This is a genomic window from Maribacter flavus, from assembly GCF_008386635.1.
Lineage (GTDB): Bacteria > Bacteroidota > Bacteroidia > Flavobacteriales > Flavobacteriaceae > Maribacter > Maribacter flavus.
On sequence record NZ_VUOE01000002.1, the window covers coordinates 424,251 to 443,313 of the forward strand.

At 42.2% G+C, this 19,063-nt stretch carries 18 protein-coding genes; 14 read left to right on the plus strand and 4 right to left on the minus strand.

What is annotated here, in order from left to right:
• Nucleotides 1-47: 47 nt before the first annotated feature.
• The 3 genes from F0361_RS12155 to F0361_RS12165 form a co-directional block, all read right to left on the minus strand.
• The gene (locus tag F0361_RS12155; protein WP_154918860.1) at nt 48-1,370 is read right to left on the minus strand and encodes a DEAD/DEAH box helicase; all 1,323 of its coding nucleotides are present in this window, start codon (nt 1,368-1,370) and stop codon (nt 48-50) included.
• A gap of 195 nt (nt 1,371-1,565) precedes the next feature.
• On the minus strand, nt 1,566-3,119 hold the full coding sequence (locus F0361_RS12160; protein WP_154918861.1) for an NAD(P)/FAD-dependent oxidoreductase: 1,554 nt from the start codon (nt 3,117-3,119) through the stop codon (nt 1,566-1,568).
• Between the two features lie 31 nt (nt 3,120-3,150).
• Nucleotides 3,151-4,020 carry an AraC family transcriptional regulator gene (locus tag F0361_RS12165; RefSeq protein WP_154918862.1) on the minus strand — a complete coding sequence of 290 codons (870 nt, stop codon included), beginning with the start codon at nt 4,018-4,020 and terminating at the stop codon, nt 3,151-3,153.
• Nucleotides 4,021-4,194: 174 nt separating this feature from the next.
• On the opposite strand from F0361_RS12165, the gene F0361_RS12170 reads away from it, so the two are divergent.
• The 11 genes from F0361_RS12170 (at nt 4,195) to F0361_RS12220 (ending at nt 14,639) form a co-directional block, all read left to right on the plus strand.
• Nucleotides 4,195-7,701 carry a PVC-type heme-binding CxxCH protein gene (locus F0361_RS12170; RefSeq protein ID WP_154918863.1) on the plus strand — a complete coding sequence of 1,169 codons (3,507 nt, stop codon included), beginning with the start codon at nt 4,195-4,197 and terminating at the stop codon, nt 7,699-7,701.
• A gap of 24 nt (nt 7,702-7,725) precedes the next feature.
• Nucleotides 7,726-8,583: a sugar phosphate isomerase/epimerase family protein gene (locus F0361_RS12175; RefSeq protein ID WP_154918864.1), complete on the plus strand. Its 858-nt coding sequence runs from the start codon at nt 7,726-7,728 to the stop codon at nt 8,581-8,583.
• 11 nt (nt 8,584-8,594) lie between these two features.
• The gene (locus F0361_RS12180) at nt 8,595-9,722 is read left to right on the plus strand and encodes a Gfo/Idh/MocA family oxidoreductase (RefSeq protein WP_154918865.1); all 1,128 of its coding nucleotides are present in this window, start codon (nt 8,595-8,597) and stop codon (nt 9,720-9,722) included.
• Between the two features lie 147 nt (nt 9,723-9,869).
• Nucleotides 9,870-10,289: a DUF2141 domain-containing protein gene (locus tag F0361_RS12185; RefSeq protein WP_138259747.1), complete on the plus strand. Its 420-nt coding sequence runs from the start codon at nt 9,870-9,872 to the stop codon at nt 10,287-10,289.
• Between the two features lie 12 nt (nt 10,290-10,301).
• Nucleotides 10,302-10,925 carry a tetratricopeptide repeat protein gene (locus tag F0361_RS12190; RefSeq protein WP_154918867.1) on the plus strand — a complete coding sequence of 208 codons (624 nt, stop codon included), beginning with the start codon at nt 10,302-10,304 and terminating at the stop codon, nt 10,923-10,925.
• Nucleotides 10,926-10,934: 9 nt separating this feature from the next.
• Nucleotides 10,935-12,299 carry a 2TM domain-containing protein gene (locus F0361_RS12195; RefSeq protein WP_154918868.1) on the plus strand — a complete coding sequence of 455 codons (1,365 nt, stop codon included), beginning with the start codon at nt 10,935-10,937 and terminating at the stop codon, nt 12,297-12,299.
• A 207-nt stretch (nt 12,300-12,506) separates the two neighbouring features.
• Nucleotides 12,507-12,785, plus strand: a complete 279-nt coding sequence (locus F0361_RS12200; protein WP_154918869.1) for a 2TM domain-containing protein — start codon at nt 12,507-12,509, stop codon at nt 12,783-12,785.
• 48 nt (nt 12,786-12,833) lie between these two features.
• Entirely contained in the window at nt 12,834-13,136 is a 303-nt protein-coding gene (locus tag F0361_RS12205) for a 2TM domain-containing protein (protein ID WP_154918870.1), read from the plus strand.
• Entirely contained in the window at nt 13,136-13,471 is a 336-nt protein-coding gene (locus F0361_RS12210; RefSeq protein WP_246160881.1) for a 2TM domain-containing protein, read from the plus strand. The genes F0361_RS12205 and F0361_RS12210 overlap by 1 nt, the downstream gene beginning before the upstream one ends.
• Nucleotides 13,461-13,841, plus strand: a complete 381-nt coding sequence (locus F0361_RS12215; RefSeq protein WP_138259741.1) for a 2TM domain-containing protein — start codon at nt 13,461-13,463, stop codon at nt 13,839-13,841. Before F0361_RS12210 ends, F0361_RS12215 begins: the two co-directional genes overlap by 11 nt.
• A gap of 42 nt (nt 13,842-13,883) precedes the next feature.
• On the plus strand, nt 13,884-14,639 hold the full coding sequence (locus F0361_RS12220) for a LytR/AlgR family response regulator transcription factor (RefSeq protein WP_154918872.1): 756 nt from the start codon (nt 13,884-13,886) through the stop codon (nt 14,637-14,639).
• Between the two features lie 94 nt (nt 14,640-14,733).
• On the opposite strand, the gene F0361_RS12225 is transcribed toward F0361_RS12220, so the two are convergent.
• Nucleotides 14,734-15,927: an LETM1-related biofilm-associated protein gene (locus F0361_RS12225; RefSeq protein ID WP_154918873.1), complete on the minus strand. Its 1,194-nt coding sequence runs from the start codon at nt 15,925-15,927 to the stop codon at nt 14,734-14,736.
• Nucleotides 15,928-16,158: 231 nt separating this feature from the next.
• Here F0361_RS12225 and F0361_RS12230 point away from each other — a divergent pair, with 231 nt between their 5' ends.
• From F0361_RS12230 to F0361_RS12240, 3 genes are all read left to right on the plus strand, one after another.
• Nucleotides 16,159-16,869: a DUF4331 family protein gene (locus F0361_RS12230; RefSeq protein ID WP_154918874.1), complete on the plus strand. Its 711-nt coding sequence runs from the start codon at nt 16,159-16,161 to the stop codon at nt 16,867-16,869.
• A gap of 25 nt (nt 16,870-16,894) precedes the next feature.
• The gene (locus tag F0361_RS12235; protein WP_154918875.1) at nt 16,895-17,665 is read left to right on the plus strand and encodes a DUF4331 family protein; all 771 of its coding nucleotides are present in this window, start codon (nt 16,895-16,897) and stop codon (nt 17,663-17,665) included.
• 84 nt (nt 17,666-17,749) lie between these two features.
• Entirely contained in the window at nt 17,750-19,030 is a 1,281-nt protein-coding gene (locus F0361_RS12240) for a tetratricopeptide repeat protein (protein WP_154918876.1), read from the plus strand.
• Nucleotides 19,031-19,063 lie beyond the last annotated feature (33 nt).

Sequence of the window (19,063 nt, forward strand, 5' to 3'; positions counted from 1 at the left end):
GATACCTTTTTGCAATTTTCTATGCGAGAGCTTGACGGTCCCAGCTTTTAGGAATTGTCCTTTTTTGGAGCACTTCCCTTGAACCTGGGCTTTCCGGATTTGTTTTGTTGTTGGTTCCGATTTTTGCTCCGATTTCGGTTTCTATTTCGGTTCCTGTTTTTATTCTTATTTGGATGCGAATTTTTGTTCGGTTTCTGATGTTTGGGCTTTACGTCCTCTTCGGTCTCTGAATCATCATCTATAAACTGATGCTCCGGCATACGGGGAACGGCCTGTTTGATTAGTTTTTCTATATCCCGAAGATAGGGGCGTTCCTCCTTGTCACAAAACGATAATGCAATTCCACTGGCATTGGCCCTTCCGGTTCTTCCTATTCTGTGTACGTAGGTTTCGGAAACATTGGGAAGGTCATAATTTATGACCATTGAAAGTTCGTCCACATCAATACCCCTTGCCGCAATATCGGTAGCAATCAAAACCATTAATTTACCTTCCTTAAAATCCCCCAAGGCCTTTTGTCTTGCAGTTTGGGATTTGTTCCCATGTATGGCAGCCGATTTGATACCGGCCTGCGATAATTTTTTTACGATTTTATTGGCACCATGCTTTGTCCTTGAAAATACCAATACCGAATCTTTAGGGCGTTCCTGGAGCAGATGTATCAACAGTTTTGGCTTATTCTTTTTACTCACAAAATAGACACCTTGATCAACCTTTTCAGCTGTGGCCTGTTGAGGTTTGATGGTTACACGTTCAAAATCGCCTAACATGGCCCTGGAAAGTTCCACTATATCCTGGGGCATCGTTGCAGAAAAGAATAGCGATTGCCTTTTTGGGGGTAATTTGGCGATGATCTTTTTTACATCATGGATGAAACCCATATCCAACATCTGGTCCGCTTCGTCCAATACAACGAACTCAAGATCCTTAAATGTGATATACCCCTGGTTCATTAAGTCCAATAGCCTACCGGGTGTAGCAACAAGAATGTCCACGCCGCTTTTTAGCGCATTTACTTGTTTACCTTGTTTGACCCCACCAAAAATCACGGTGTTTTTGAGTCCGGTGTATTTGCCGTAGGCCGTAATGCTTTCCCCAATCTGTATAGCCAATTCCCGTGTTGGGGTCACGATCAAGGCCTTGACCTTTCTCCGGTTGTCCCGTAGGCTTATACCCTCATAAAGATGATGCAAAATGGGAATACTAAAGGCTGCCGTCTTCCCGGTACCGGTTTGGGCAACTCCTAGTAAGTCTTTCTTTTTAAGTAAAATGGGAATGGCTTGTTCTTGAATGGGAGTAGGGTGGGTGTACCCTTCTTTTTGTAAGGCCTCCAAAATAGGTTCTGCAAGGCCAAGTTCTTTAAATGTCATTTATTTTAAATAAGTGGCAAAGGTAGGGTTATTTGTGTTAGTGTGATGGCTGGTTGTTCGTTATTGGTTATTCGTTGTTGGTTGCTTGTTGATTGATGTTGGTTTGGGGGATTCAAACAATTTAATTTAAATTCTGAACTTTAACTTGAGTTTGAACTTGCGGTTGGACTTTGTACTCCGAACTTAAACTTCCCTTCAAAGCCCCACAACGGCTGCTTCGGCGCAACGTTCCCCGTCCATGGCCGCTGAAACGATCCCCCCTGCAAAACCACCGCCCTCTCCACATGGAAATAGACCCTTTATTTGAACATGTTCCAAGGTTTTGGTTCTTGGAATGGTGACCGGGGAAGAAGTTCTGGATTCAACACCCACGATATTTGCCTCTGCGGTATAATAGCCATGCATTTTTTCACCGAAGGCCTTGAACCCCGTTCGTAGGCGACTCCCAATGAGTTTGGGTAGTAGTGAATGCAAGGGGGCCGATTTCAAACCAGGCTGGTAGGAAGTTGGGTTTAAGTCGGCGGAAAGCCGACCTTCTACGAAATCCGTTAATCGTTGTGCAGGAGCTGTTTGCGACCTTCCTCCTGAAGTAAAAGCTAAACGCTCCAAATCTTTTTGATACTCAAGTCCTTTTAATGCCCCCAAGTGTTCGTACTTGGGAATGTCCTCGTCCACATTTATTTCCACCACAATGCCCGAATTCGCAAAGAGGTTGTTACGTTTGGAGGGGGACATTCCATTCACCACAACTTCACCCGGGGCGGTTGCAGCCGGTACTATGAAGCCACCGGGACACATACAGAATGAATACACTCCACGGCCTTTCACCTGTTCCACCAAACTGTAGGAAGCAGCTGGTAACAACTCATTTCTTTGACCGGAACAGTGGTATTGAATACTGTCGATGATTTCTTGGGGATGTTCCACCCGTACACCCATCGCATAGCTCTTAGCCTCCAAAGCAACTTTCTTTTTGTGGAGTAGTTCAAAAATATCTCGAGCCGAATGCCCGGTGGCCAGTATGACCCGTTCCACCGTTACTTCACTTTCGTTTTGTAATACGATGGACTTTAATCTGTTGTCCTCAATGTTAAAGTCGGTCACCCTAGTATTAAAATGTACTTCACCACCATATTTCAGAATAGCTTCCCGCATGTTCTGCACGATTTTGGGCAATTTGTTCGTACCGATATGCGGATGGGCATCAATGAGGATATCTTCCTTCGCACCGTGATGGACTAGACTTTCGAATATACGTCTTACATCGCCGCGTTTTAAGCTACGGGTGTAGAGCTTTCCGTCCGAATAGGTCCCCGCTCCACCTTCACCAAAGCAGTAATTGGAATCCTCACCTACGATATGTTCCTGATTAATGGCCTTAAGGTCACGCCTGCGGTCCTGTACATTTTTACCACGTTCAAAAACAATCGGCTTATACCCAAGTTCAAGACATCTCAAGCCCGCCCACATTCCTGCGGGACCAAATCCTATGATGTGAATAGGCTTGGCCTTTGAAACATCTTTATACTCAAATGTATATTCGGTTTTATCCAAGGTTTCACCCTTGGTATATACCGCCAACTTATAATTAAAGTAGATGGTGGGCTTACGGGCGTCAATGGATTTTCGAAGGACCTTAAAGGTAAATTCACCGGTGGATATCCCCAAGTGGCGGGCTATTTTTAGTTCCAGTATATTTTCATCCCCAGCCTCCTCCAAACTAACCCGCAACTGAATGTTTCTCATCATGATGGTAAAATTACTTTAAAGAAACGGATACTTAAAGTGGGCCAAACTCCTTTTTATAGGCCGATGGTGTTCTACGGGTGATGGCCTTAAATTGCTTGTTGAAATTGGAAAGGGTTTGGAAACCGCTTGAATAACAGGCCTGGGAAGCGTTCATTTTTTCTTCCAGAAGCAACTTGCATGCATGCCCAATCCGTATTTCGCTTACAAATTCTGAAAAGGTCTTGTTGGCGTGGACCTTAAAATAACGGCTGAACGATGTAGGGGTCATATTGGTGAGCTCGGCCAATTCCTCCAATCCTATCTTACTTCTGAAATTTTGCATTACGTAGGCATATACAATGTTCATGCGCTCTGTATCCCCTTGTTTTAGGGAATTGATATATCCAGGACTGGCAAGAACTTCCAAGTCATCGGTCTGGCTTAATAAGTGCAAAATTTCCAAGAGGCCAACCACTTTCTCCAATCCCTCCTGATGTACTAGGTTTTGCATCAGCGTTTTGATTTTTTCGGCCGTCACACCCGTAACTAATAGACCTCTGAGACTTCTTTTGAGCAGATGTTTTAGTTTTAGGCCTTCCTCTTTCTGCAACAGGTTTTCACCCAATATATTTTGATTGAAATAAACCACGATACCCTTTGAGAAATTTTCTTTTGTGGTTTTTCCTATTTCAATATCGCTCCGCCAAAGATGGGGCAGATTAGGTCCCGTAAACGTAATTTCCCCTTCCTTGTAGGGTCTAATGCTATCTCCAATAAACTGAGTGCCCCTTCCTTTTAATACCATGAACAATTGATACTCTGGATGGAAATGCCAATTTGGGTCGAAGATGGGCTGTTTTAGAGCCTTGGTAACCAAGGCATGGGACTTAGGTATCGGGGATTTTTCTAAGGCTAATTTCAATATTTGGAATTTTAAAAAATCAATGATATGCTAAGAATAAAACACTTATTTGCCTTTAAATTTAACAATTTAATCGGATATATGACAAAATACAGTCAGGATAGGATAAATCACAGGGATTTTTATTGTCAAATTATAATTAAAATTGGTACTTAAATCAACATCTGTCATTTTATGAAGACTTTTTATAGGATATCTGCAGTCGTTTTTAGTGCACTCCTTCTATTTTCAGGCTGTAAGTCGGAACAAAAAAATGAAACCACTTGGAAAGATGATGTTCCTCGCCGCATTGAACTTCTGTTCTTAGGGCACTCCATTGAGCACCACAATTCTGGGGAGTACTTTCCCATATTGGCCACGGCCTTAACAAAGGACGGCATAAACATTACGTATACGGAGGATGTGGATGACCTAAATCCAGAAAAACTTTCGTTGTATGACGGACTTATAGTCTACGCCAATCACGAAGAAATAACGGACGCGCAGGAAAAAGCCTTATTGGATTATGTTCGTGAAGGCCACGCCTTTATTCCTATTCATTCGGCCAGTTTTTGTTTTAAAAATTCACCAGAATACATAGATTTGGTAGGGGCGCAGTTCATGAGTCACGAGACCAGTACCTTCACGGCTGAAGTTGTAGATAAGGAGCATCCGATCACAAAGGATTTAAAACCTTTTGAAACATGGGACGAAACCTACGTACATGATAAAATTGCAGATGATATTCACGTTTTAATGGAACGTGTGGAGGGTGACCATAGGGAGCCATGGACCTGGGTTAAGAATTATGGGGAAGGAAAAGTGTTCTACACGGCATACGGACACGATGAGCGCACTTGGAACAACCCTGGTTTCCAAAATTTGGTCAAGGAGGGAATTCTTTGGGCCGTTCCAGAAAAGGCAAAAGAGAATTGGTTGGCTTTCACTACCGATATTCCTACCTTGAAATATGAGGATAGGGATAATATTCCTAATTACGAGCAAAGGGATCCCGCCCCAAAGTATCAATTACCTTTATCCCCCGAACAATCCCAGAAGTTCATTCAGGTGCCGGCAGGCTTTGAAGTCCAATTATTTGCGTCTGAACCGGATATCATAAATCCTATCGCGATGAACTGGGATGAAAAAGGCCGTCTTTGGGTGATTGAAACGGTGGATTATCCCAATACCGTGAGAAATGATGATAGTATAGGTGATGATAAAGTAAAAATTTTAGAAGATACCGATGGTGATGGCAAGGCCGATAAGGTGACTGTATTTGCGGATAAATTGAATATCCCTACCAGTTTTGCTTTTTACGATGGCGGTATCGTAGTCTCCCAAGCACCGGAATTCATCTTTTTAAAGGATACGGACGGTGATGACAAGGCAGACGTTCGGGAGACCCTGATTGAAGGCTGGGGTACCTTTGACACGCATGCAGGTCCTTCCAATTTGCAATATGGTATAGATAATCAACTATATGGTGTAGTTGGCTACTCCGGATTTGAGGGCCAGATTTTTGGAGAGGATTTTAAGTTTAACCAAAACGTATACCGGTTCAATCCTAAGAAAAGCACCTTTGAAGTAGTGACTAACACCTCCAATAATACATGGGGATTGGGATTGACAGAGGATAATTCAATCTTCGCATCTACGGCAAACAACACGCACAGCGTTTTTGTAGGTATACCCAATGCCAATTTCACCCATGTAAAAGGAATTGGAACGGATGGAAGTGCCAAAATAGACGGTCACTATGAGATGCAACCTATTACACCAAATTACAGACAAGTTGATGTTTTTGGTGGCTTTACGGCCGCTGCAGGACATCATTTCTATACCGCTAGGGCTTACCCGGAAAAGTATTGGAACAAGATTGCATTTGTCTGCGAGCCTACAGGTGGTTTGGTCCACCAAGCAAGAATCGTAAAGGATGGCGCAGGATATGTAGAGGAAGATGCCGGTAATCTTTTTGCGTCAGCCGATGAATGGTCTTCCCCAGTGGAAGCCAAAGTGGGTCCGGATGGTGTAGTCTGGGTCGCGGACTGGTATAATTTTATCGTACAGCACAATCCCACCCCAAATAAGGATAGGGGCGGATATGATGCAGAAAACGGGGATGGAAATGCCTATGTGAATCCCTTACGTGATAAGTCCCACGGCAGGATTTATAGAATAGTTCCAAAATATGACTATTCCTACGAACCCATAACACTGTCTAAGGATGATCCGGATAAATTGGTAGATGCCTTGAGCAACGACAATCAATTTTGGAGATTGACCGCTCAACGTCTTTTGGTGGAACGAGGAGAAACCGATGTTTTAAATGACCTGTATAAATTGGCGAATACAAAAGAGGTTGACAGCGAAGGCTTGAATAATGCCGCGTTACATGCACTTTGGACGATTGATGGCCTGGGTGCTTTGGAATCGGACAGTAATGCCCTTGGAGTGGTGAAAGGAGCACTGTACCATAAGGCTGCAGGCGTTCGCAAAGCGGCCATCCAGTTATTGCCCCGAAATGACGATTCTGACGATGCCTTGTTCAAGGCGAATACCCTCAACGATCGTGATCCGAATGTACAACTGGAGGCACTGCTTTATTTTTCAGAAAGGCCCTCCTCACAAAAGATAGGTTCTTTGCTCTATGATTTGGGTAAGAACGAAGCTGTTTTAAACGACGAGTGGATGTTCAAAGGAATATATGCTGCATCCGCTAAACACAGTGATGGGTTTTTAAACGCCTTTAAACAGCAAAACCCTAATTACAAAATGCCTCAGGCAACTACCAATGATATGGCGGCCATGGGATACAATGATGCGGATTGGGAGAGTATGGAATTACCACAGTATATAGAGGACGCAGGATTGGATATAGACGGAGTTATCTGGTTTAGGAAGGAAATCTCTTTACCTTCATCGGCCTCGGATAAAGTAGGTACAATTTCCTTAGGACCCGTTGATGATTCTGATGTAACATATATCAATGGAATCGAAGTTGGAAGCATGGCGGCCAGCTATAAATCCATGCGAAGATATGATATTCCAAAAGGTGTTCTAAGAGCAGGGAAAAATGTAATTACCGTACGTGTTGATGATACGGGGGGTGAAGGCGGAATTTATGGTAGAAGTTGGTCCATGAACATCAGGGTGGGTGAGGAAAGATACTCATTGGCCGGACCATGGAAGTATAAAGTGGAAAAGAATTATACTGATAAAATTGCAAAAACATATACAGAAGCGGATTTTGCCGTACTGCTTATAAAGAATTATGGCAATGAAGATGGTGTCTCTTCTGATATGACTGATGAAGATTTTTCCAATGCGAAAAAGATCGTTATAAAAACAATAACGAACGAGATGAAATATGATGTTACCAAGTTTGAAGTGAAAGCTGGAGAACAGGTAGAATTGATATTGGAAAACCCTGATTTTATGCAGCATAACCTCATTATTACCAAGCCTGGTAAAAAGGAAGCGGTAGGTGCCGCGGCGGATAAAATGGCAGCGGACCCAGATGCGGCGGAACTCTTTTATATTCCTCAGACTGATGATGTATTATTTGCAACTCCGTTATTAAACCCGAACGACAGCTATTCATTGAAATTCACGGCACCAACAACCCCCGGTGAATACCCATTTATATGTACCTTCCCTGGTCACTGGAGAATTATGCAAGGGGTAATGGTCGTAAAATAATATCCAAAATTTAGGAAGAGAATCATGAAGAACAAGATAAATTTTGGTGTAAGCACTTGGCTTTGGCAATCGCCCTTTACAACGGAAACAATAAAGCTTTTTCCAAAAATCAAGGCCATGGGTTTTGACGTTGTGGAAATTCCCGTAGAAGACCCGACTTTAATTGATGTTAAAGTTGTAAAGGATGCATTGGATGTCCATGGACTACAACCAACGATTTGTATTGTTTTTGGCGATGATAAGGATTTGACCTCTCAAGACGAGACTTTACACAAAAATTGTTTTGAACATGCGGAAAAATGTTTTTCCCTAGCTTCCGCGCTTGGTGCAAATTTTGTCGCCGGACCGCTCTATGCCGCTGTGGGAAAGGCACGTTTGGCACCCGAGGATGTTAAGAAGAAGGAATGGAAGAGGTCCGTTAAGAACTTAAGGGTACTGTCAGATATTGCCGCGGTATACGGTTTGGATATTGCATTGGAGCCCTTGAATAGGTTTGAATCTGATTTGATCAATACGACTTCGGATGTAGTCAGATTATTGGATGAAATCGAAAAGGATAACATGAAAATTATTCTGGACGGATTTCACATGACCATAGAAGAACAGGATATTCGTAAAGCCATTAATTTGGCCGGTGATAGATTGATTCATGTTCAGGTTTCGGAAAACCACCGGGGGATTCCCGGTACGGGTTTGACACCTTGGGCCGAATTTGCAAAAGGATTACAGGACGTGAATTATTCTGGGGCCATAGTAATTGAAAGCTTCACTCCAGAAATTCCCGAATTGGCCGCAGCCGTAAATATTTGGAAAAAGCTGGCGAACGACCAAGATGAGTTTGCAAAAAAAGGTTTGAAATTTTTAAAGAATACGTTTAAGTAAAATTGAAAAATATGAGTACAAAGAAAGTGAACGTAGCCATTATCGGTTTAGGTTTTGGTGCAGAATTTATTCCCATATATCAAAAGCATCCCAATGCGAATTTAGTGGCTCTCTGCCAACGAAACGAGGCCAAGTTGAACGATTTGGCGGACGCCTTCGGCATCGACAAAAGATATACCTCATATGAGGAGCTGCTGAAAGATCCGGAAATTGATGCCGTGCATATCAATACACCCATACCCAATCATGGGGAGCAATCGATTAAGGCCTTAAAAGCCGGCAAGCATGTGGCCTGTACGGTACCCATGGCCACCACGGTTGAGGAATGCGAAGAAATCGTAAAATTGACACAAGCAACTGGACTTACCTACATGATGATGGAAACGGTGGTCTATGCCCGGGAATTCTTATATATGAAAGAACTTTATGAAAATGGGGAGTTGGGCAAGGTTCAATTTTTAAAGGCAAGTCACCAACAGGATATGGATGGATGGCCTAATTACTGGCCTGGATTGCCACCTATGCATTATGCAACGCATTGTGTGGGACCTGTATTGGCGTTGACCCAAGGTGAGGCTGAATATGTTTCCTGCTTCGGCTCTGGTACTATAAGGGAGGAATTGATCAAAGAATACAATTCGCCCTATGCCGTGGAAACCACCCATATTAAATTCAAGGATTCCGATTTAAGTGCACAAGTGTATCGGTCGTTATTCGATGTAGCTAGGCAGTATCGGGAAAGTTTTGAAGTCTATGGTTCCAAAAAATCTGTGGAATGGCCCTTGATAGAGGGAAAACCCTTGGTCGTGCATACCGCAAAAAAACCGGAACCAGAAATTCCGGAAGAGGTTGAAAGTCCGGATTATGCCAAGCTATTGCCCAAGGAAATCCAACATTTTACCACCCAAGGAGTTTACGATTCCGAGGAGAATGAACATCTATCCTTTACCCAAGGCGCAGGCCACGGGGGGTCACATCCGCATTTGGTGCATGAATTTGTCGAGGCTCTGATTCAAGATAGGTCGCCCTATCCAAATGCCAAGCAATCGGCCAATATCACATGTGTCGGTATTTTGGCACATGAGTCGGCAAAACAGGGCGGGGCGCTAATCAAATTACCGGAGTTTACATTTTCTTAACAATTAGTTATAATTCCTATGGTTTTTGGAATCTTAAGAAAATTGTAAAGTTTACAATCCATCATGGAAAATCTACAATTGGGTATTTCTTTTTATAAATTGCGGTATCGTTCATGGAAATTTGAACAGCAAATTAATGTTTACCCAATGAAATGTCTTATTACCATCATCTGTATTTTTTGGTTGAGCTTAGGGATGGCGCAAACCGCCACCATGGGCACCATAGAACTGGAAATTACTGGGATGGAAAACGACGAAGGGCAGATGTTGGTGGGACTTTACAATTCTGAGGAGGGTTGGTTGCTAAAGCCATTTAAGGGCGCTTTCGGAAAAATAGCTAATGGGGTCACCACAGTTATTTTTAGGGATATTCCAGAAGGGGTTTATGCCATTTCCGTGTTTCACGACAAGGACAACGACGGAAAGCTAAACCGGCTTTTTGGACTGCCTACTGAACGTTTTGGAGCTTCCAACAACGCACCTTCAAGATTTGGTCCCCCAAGATGGCGGGACGCAAAATTTCAGCTATTGGGCGGAACATTGAAACATTCAATTCAAATTCACTAAAAGCTGTTCAAAATGAAAAAAATTATCACACTGCTGCTAGTAGTGCTTACTACTAGTGCCTGGTGCCAAGATCAATTTACCAAAGGAATGGAAAAGGCCTTTACGCTTTGGGGCGAGGGCAAGTCCATGGAAGCTTCCAATCTTTTTGAAAGAATAAGCAATGCGGAGCAAGATAATTGGCTGCCCTATTATTATGTAGCACAAATCAATACCATCAACTCCTTTGGCGAAAAGGACGAAAGTAAATTGAAACAGCAATTGGAAAAGGCCCAACAGTTTTTGGACATCGCCAAGCGGATTTCGCCCAATAACCCAGAGATTATGGTCCAACAGGCCATGCTTTATACGGCATGGATCGCCTTTGATGGGGCTACCTATGGAATGACCCATTCTGCCAAGGTTGTCTCCCTATACAATGAAGCTTTACGCATTGCGCCGGATAACCCTAGGGTGGTGTTTTCAAAGGCGGAGTGGGACATGGGATCCGCAGCTTATTTTGGTCAGGATACCGCCCCATTTTGTAAGGATGTGGAAAGGTCCTTGGAACTTTTTGCTAACTTTAAGCCTAAAGGTCCTTTTTATCCCAATTGGGGGGAGGACAGGGCGAAGCAAACCCATGAAAGTTGTAATGGATAATGTTGTGCGATGGAAGCATCAAAAGATTTGGGACAGGAGAGTAAGTTTTCTATTGAAACCATCAGGAAGGTTTTAAGGATAAGCTTGTATATTACGCTAGGTATTTCTGCAATCAATATCATTTTCGCCCTGCAGAATGGTATTGTATGGAAGCATGAATTGCAGGATGTGGCGATTACCTTCGTATATGCCTTCACAATTACCGCATGCAATATCCTTTATAATGACTTCCTTTCCGAAAAATTCAGTTGGGAAACCCAAACGCAAAAACGGCTATGGTTTGGAGCTGTGGGATCTATACTCCTTACGGTACTTTCCTATGGCCTTGCAAGGATCTTTGTAGAAGTAGGTTATTTTGGGAATAGTTTTCAGGAATTTTTGAGGAACGAAGACTATGCAACCTATTTCTATACCTTGCTCATCGCTATTTTGGTATCGGCGATATTACATGCCTTTTATTTTTATAAGGCCTTACAGGACAGCAAAGTTAAGGAGCAAAAGGTAATAGCTGGGACGGCATCGGCGAAGTTCGATGCCTTGAAGAACCAGTTGGACCCCCATTTTCTATTCAATAGTTTGAACGTTCTTACAAGTTTGATCGAGGAGGACCCGGACCAGGCCCAAAAGTTCACCACGTCGCTTTCCAAGGTCTATCGATATGTATTGGAACAAAAAAACAAGGATTTGGTTTCCGTAGATGAGGAGTTACAGTTCGCCAAAACTTATGTTAAGCTATTGAAAATGCGTTTCGAGGACAGTATCGTTCTGGATATTCCGGAAAATGCCTCCAATCCAGAGGCAAAAATCGTTCCGCTCTCCCTGCAACTATTACTTGAAAACGCCGTAAAGCACAACATAGTAAACGCTTCAAAACCTTTGCATATAAGGATTTTCGAGGAAGACGGGAATTTAAAGGTAACAAATAACCTTCAGGAAAAACAGGTGGTCAAGAAAAGCAGTGGTGTTGGCCTACAGAATATTCAGCAGCGCTATGAACTTTTGAGCCACCGAAAAATGGAAATCCATAAAACCGACGGTAATTTCACCGTAGAACTTCCAATGTTGACCCAAAAAGTTTCCATTGTGGAGACCCAAGAGGAATTCATCGAGGACAAGCGCTATCAGAAGGCAAAGGAGAAAGTGGAAAATATCAAAGGCTTCTACGGGAACCTTATAGCCTATTGTATCGTTATTCCATTTATGGTCTATTTGAACCATAAGACCACAAGCTTTCCTTGGGTGATATTTCCGGTTGTTGGATGGGGTTTTGGTCTGTTGACCCACGGTATGGAGGTTTTTGGCTATCACCCTATTTGGGGGAAACGTTGGGAGGAGCGCAAGCTCAAGGAGCTTATGGACAAGGATGATTTCTGATGCTTTCCTTGATGGATACCTTCATACTTCCATGGAAAATTCTTATTTACAGACATCGTTTTCCATCCCTACCGTTCCGGATGACAGTTTATCCTTCAAATTGTACAATTGGGTAAACCACTTTTTCAAAACCCCTGATAATCCCTGAAATTTGATATATCAATAAAAAATAACCGGAAGAAATACATTCCTAAAAATGAAAAAATTATGGAAAATACAAGCGATTACAGATACCGAAGGGCCAAGGAAAAAGTGGCCGAAATCAAAGGTTTTTATGGCAATTTACTGGCGTATTGCCTCGTCATTCCGTTTTTGATATATATCAACTATCAAACTACCAGTTTTCCCTGGGCCTTCTTTCCCGCTTTTGGTTGGGGCTTGGGTTTGTTGGGCCATGCGGCCAATGCCTTTGACTATAACCCATTTTTTGGAAAGGACTGGGAACGAAGAAAATTGGAAGAGTTTATGAAGAACGACGAACTTTAAGGAAAACGGTATCTTTAAGGTAACCGAAGAATCAACAAACGTAACGTCATGAATAACAGAGATCAAGAATCAAAATACTTTAGGGCCAAGGAACGGGTTGAAAACATAAAAAAGTTTTATACAAGTGCACTATCCTATGTAATCTTCATTGGCTTTTTGGCCGGACTAAATTATTGGCTGAACGAATGGAATTATCCGTGGTTTTTGTGGGCCGCTTTCGGGTGGGGCATAGGGCTGGTTTTCCAAGGAGTAAAAGCTTTTGGATTTAACCCGATTCTAGGAAAGAATTGGGAAGAACGTAAAATTAACGAACTGATGCGGGAAGAGGAGGAACAAACAAAATGGAAGTAATGGAAAGAGATCAAAACAAAATTGAAAGGGCTAAAGAACGGCTTAAGGAACTAAAGGGTTTCTACTGGCATTTGGCTGCATATATTGGAGTGAACACATTTATTACCATTTCCACCATCATTGGTAGGATGGGAAGCGGGGCGGATTTTTGGGATGTCCTGGATTTTGGAAGTTTTTCTATCTGGTTTTTTTGGGGCATAGGCCTATTTTTCCATGGGATGAAAGTGTTTTCCTATAACCCGCTATTTTCAAAGGAATGGGAGAAACGACAGATTCAGAAATTTATGGAAGAGGATAAGCGTGAAGCTGAAAAATTCGGTAGGCATGGAAGGTAGTCTAAAACAATCGGAGAAATATAAAAAGGCGCAACGACAGGTGCAGCAGATCAAAAAATTCTACAGTCATCTAAGAGTGTATATCATTATAAATGCTCTTTTGATAATCGTTAAATTGAACCTATTTAATTGGTTCAAAGGTGAATATGATTGGATGCAGGACCCAAACTTTAGTGGTTGGGTAAGTTGGAACGTTATAGGAACTCCCATACTCTGGGGAATAGGTTTATTGGCCCACGCACTCTATGTTTTTAGGTTTAAATCGAAATCATGGGAGGAACTAAAGCCTACATTCATCAAGAATTGGGAGAAAAGGCAAATGGAAAAATTTTTGAGAGAAGAGGAAGAGAAAGGTTCAATGAGAGAGTAAGAGTTATTTTTTTGAACTATAAATTTTTGAATTAACACTCGTATGAACGTAATTATTATCGAGGACGAAAAACCGGCTGCCAGAAGACTTGGCCGGTTACTAGGGGAGCTGGATGTGGCCGTTTCCACAATGTTACATTCGGTGGAGGAATCCATTGCTTGGTTTCAAGAAAACGAGCATCCCGATCTTATTTTTTTGGATATTCAATTGTCCGATGGTCTTTCCTTTGAAATTTTTGATGCAGTGGATGTAAAAAGTGCCATCATCTTTACAACGGCCTACGATGAATACGCCCTTCAGGCCTTTAAGCTCAATAGTATAGATTACTTGCTAAAGCCCATTGACGATGAGGAACTGGAGAGCGCCGTAAAAAAATACCGAAACCTAAAACCCGAAGCCAAGAAATTAAGTTTGGATTTTGAGGATATCAAAAAGCTACTGGTAAATCCGTTGGAGCGTGAGTACAAAAAGCGTTTTACTGCCAGGGTTGGTCAGCATTTAAAGATTATAAATGCCGATGAGGTAGAATGCTTCTACAGTGAGAATAAAGGTACATATGCTGCCACTTCAGATGGTAGGAACTATCTACTGGACACCACCTTGGAAAATCTGGAGGAGGAACTCAAACCCGATACTTTCTTTAGGGTGAGCCGCAAATTTTACGTGAACATAAACTATATAAAGGACATTATTTCCTACACCAATTCGCGCTTACAAATCAAACTCAATTCCTTTTCGGAGCAGGAAATCATTGTAAGCCGGGAACGCGTAAAGGATTTTAAGCTGTGGTTGGAGTGAGTGGAAAGTGAAAAGTTCAAAGTGAAAAATTAAAAGTGATTTTTTGCTTAACGCTTACTGCCAACTGTTACTGCCAACTGACAACTGCCAACTGTCACTCCTCATTCTCCACCCGGTTCTCATCAAATGCAGAGGGTAATAGGGTAGGAATCAGCTTAATAAAAATAGGTAAAAGGATAGCGCCCCCAGGAAGCAGGAAGATGGCCAGGGACGGTATACTCTTAAAAATATCCAGCAATTGGGTTTGCACCTTTTTCTTTTCCTCTTTCGTAAGGTCCCTTACGGTGGATTTTGAAAGCAAGGACACCAACTCGGCACTTCCGGAAAGTTCCTTGAGTAATCGCTTTTTGTTCCTTAGAATTAAACGGTTGACCAGTCTGGACATACTGTCGTAGAACTTTATGGCCATATTATGGTCCTGCAAAAAGGGAATGGTTTCCTTGTTGGAATTTATAAAATTGGAAACATGCGCCAAGGAATTTTTTATGGTGTGGGCATCTAATTGGAGGTCCTTTCCTAGGATCTTTATGAACTCGGACTCCATAAATTCCAGGGATCCATCTTCCCAAACCGTTAAACATGCCAGTTTCAAAAGATACCTTTTTTCCCATAGGTCATCATTTGTAAGCAACTGGTTTCTATAAGAGTTATCAAACTTTTGTGAATCACCATCGATAAAGGTCAATGACGAGGCCAATAATTGCGCCAGCTTTTTATCCTTTTTGTTCTTCCGCTTGGAAGTCAGGGCATGATAAGTAATGTTGATGGCAAGATATTCCAGCCGTTGTGCATGTTTTTTAATACCCTTTGCATGTATTAGATACCTTTTAAATAGCAGCAAATCAATGAATAGGAGGGAATTCGTAATGGAACTATTGAAGGTTTTGCTGATAATATTATCCTCAAGATACACCCTTGAATCCAGAATTTTCTCAAGTTTTGAGGAGGTTTTGCTTCCGGAGAAGAGTTTTCCCAAAAAAGAAACTTTATTGACTTCCAAGGTCTCGTAAAACCGAAATATCTTTTCAAGAAAATCTTGAAAATCGGTTTGTGGCTGTGCAATTTTTAAGGTGAAATAGAGCGCGGTCAACAAATTAATCTTGGCCTTTTCATCCTCTGAAAACTCATGCTCCGGGGTAATGAAATCTGGGAAACCCGTGTTGATGCCATACGCAAAGCCCCAACTATTTAGGTCCTCGAATAAAATATCAAAACTGGTGTATCTCCCATCGTGGTATTTTACCAGAGAGCCAAACTTATCTATCCAGCCGTTTGCCGATGGGTTCATTTTGTTTTTATTGCGAGGTGGCAAAGTTAGCAAATTACCAATTCTGTTCCTTCGTCAAAATTGTTACACAATTTGTTCTATGGGCTAACCCAGAAAATAATAAATCAAATTGCTTCTGTTCCTTTTAAGAGATTGATATCGGGAATATATTAAGAATACTTTAACATTTAAAAGCAAACTTCTAATATTCAGTTCCGTAGGTAAGGTTGATTTAATCTAAAAACTTTAATTATGAAAAACAAAAATCTTATTACCGGTCTTGGGGTATTGTCCCTCATTGCGGCTCTCTTAGTAGCTGCGGACCACATCGATGCTCCGGATTCTATGGGAACCAGTGCTGATATTGCCGATTATTACGCTTTTGAGCCATCCTTGGGCTCGGACAACACGGTGTTTGCCGTAGACCTTCAGTCGAATGTACTGCCTGATTTGGCCTATGGTACCTTCGATGAAAATGTGTTGACCGAAATCAATATCGATACTAATGGGGATTTAGTTGAAGACTTGGTTATACAAGCGATTCCTAGGGACGGAAAAATGTATTTCTTTGGTCCTGTTGCCCCAACTACCACAGGAACTAGCGGTCAGGTAATGGTCGATAGTCCTTTGGGTTCCGTTGATATTTCTACTGATACGGCCATCGTGGAAACGACTTCCAGTGGTGTTTCCCTATTTGCAGGGCCAAGGCAGGATGCCTTCTTTTTTGACTTTTTTCAATTCAATGCGGTCATAGGTGGAATGGCACCTGAAGGATTTAAGCCTGCCGGAGACCCCAATTCAACTGAAGATGATGACACTACAGCGGTCGATACCTTTGATGGGGCCAATACCATGTCCATCGTAGTAGAAATTCCCAACACCATGTTGGGGGAAACAACGGCAACAAATGCCTTGGGCTTAACGGTTTACAAGACTTGGGTGACTACCAATGCAAAACAGTAATAACGAACGCTAAAAAAATAAAAAGATGAAACTAAATAAAATAAAGTTCTTGTTCCTTACGGTCTGTACCGTTTTAACACTGGTAGCCTGTAACAACGATGATGATTTTACTCCTCCAATGGCCAATGCAACGTGCGATGATGGTATCATGAACGGAGATGAAACGGCTGTTGATTGCGGGGGTTCCTGCACACCTTGCGAAGATGGAATGGGTCCTATGATGCCAGATTTCTCAGGAACCTACGTGCAGATAGACTTTATGGGAAGGCCGGGGATTAATACAGTGTTGAGCGCTGATGACGAAACAAAAAATGCGCACAACATGGCCATACCTTCTCAAATGGGCGCCATGTTCCAAGCTGGTTTTGAGGCTAGATTGGAAGCCTATCATGACGTGTACGCCAATCTTTTGGGAGCTAACCCAGATGATGTTAACTATGAACCCAATATCCTTGGTTTGGATGCGGCCACGCTTACCGGATATTTGGCTGCCGATGTGTTGGAAGTAGCTCCGGATCTGCCAACGACCTACTTTGATCCAGGAACCGATAATGATATGGATGGAAGAATTTTGGTGCCAGATGGTGACGAAGTTGCATTGACCGGTAGAAGGCCTCAGGATGATGTAATCGATGTTTCCCTGATTTTATTGTTCGGTGGTATGGAAGGCGATCGCTTTAGTGGTCAGGACATTGATATGGACGGAACACCAGATTTGCCAAGATTGACCTCGGACGGGGTTGGCCTAACCGCGGACATAGCTACAACATTCCCTTATTTGGGAGCTCCTGAATAAAGACTATGAAAAAGAGGAGCGAGGGGGAGTTTAAAACCTCCCCCTTATTTTAAAATTCTAAATGACAATCCAAATAAACAGATTATGAAACGCTATTTATACTTTTTGGCACTAATTACCGTACTACTTTCTTGTTCAGAAAAGAAACAGTACGAGGTGGCCAATGCAAATGATTACAATAAATATTTAATGGTAGAGACCCCAAAAACAACCTCCAAATATTTTGAACTATGGAATTCCAAGATCAGGGCAGACAGTATGCAACTGACTAGTTTTGGGATAGTAGGGGGTGAGTACAATCGTTTTTTTAAGGAGACAGGTGATATTGAGTATTTAAAAAAAGCGGAGAAAAGTCTCCAAAGAGCCGTAAAAATAGCTGCCGTAGGCAGGGCAGGGTATAGAAGGTCCTTGGCCAGAAACTACATATCACAGCATAGGTTTAAGGAAGCGTTGGTCTTGGCGGAAGAGGCACGGGAAATTGGTTCGGATCCCAGGGAAAATCGGTACCTACTTTTTGATGTTCATATGGAGTTGGGAAACTACGATACTGCAGAAAAGTATTTGGACAGCATAAAGAATATGAAGGACTTTGGATACTTGATCCGGTTGGCAAAATGGAACGACTACAAGGGCGATTTGGATACGACCATCAACTTTATGGAGAAGGCTAAGGCTATTGCTATTTCTTCCAAAAACGAGGCACTAATCTTGTGGAGTATCACCAATTTGGCCGATTATTATGGTCATGCGGGAAGACTACAGGATTCCTATGCCCACTACTTAATGGCTTTGGAACTGGATTCCAATTATGCCTATGCGAAAAAGGGCATTGCCTGGATTGTGTTTTCCAATGATAAAAATCCGGAGGAGGCCCTTAGAATACTGGATTCTGTAACAAAGAACTATCAAGCTCCCGATTACTATTTGCTTAAGGCGGAAATAGCCGATTACATGGACAATGACCTGATACGCCTCAAAAACTTAAACGAATATTTCCAAAAAGTGGATAACCCATCCTATGGCGATATGTACAACGCCTACAATGTAGGATTGTTTATTGATGAAACCGGGCAGTATGAAAAGGCATTGGAACTGGCAAAGGAGGAGGTTTTCAACAGACCTACGCCAGAGTCTTATAGCTGGTTGGCGTATAGCCACCTAAAGATGGGCAATATAGAAAAGGCCAAGGAATTGATGGATAATTATGTACTTCATAAAACGTATGAACCTGCCCTTCTGTACCATGCTGCCGAAGTCTATAAGGCCAATAACGATGCGGAAAGAGTAAAGGATTTGAAAAAGGAACTTATTGGTGCAGTGTATGAATTGGGCCCGTTAATGGAAAGGCAAATTCAAGAACTGTAATTGGAGTACTATTTTTTCATTACCGGTTTGTTT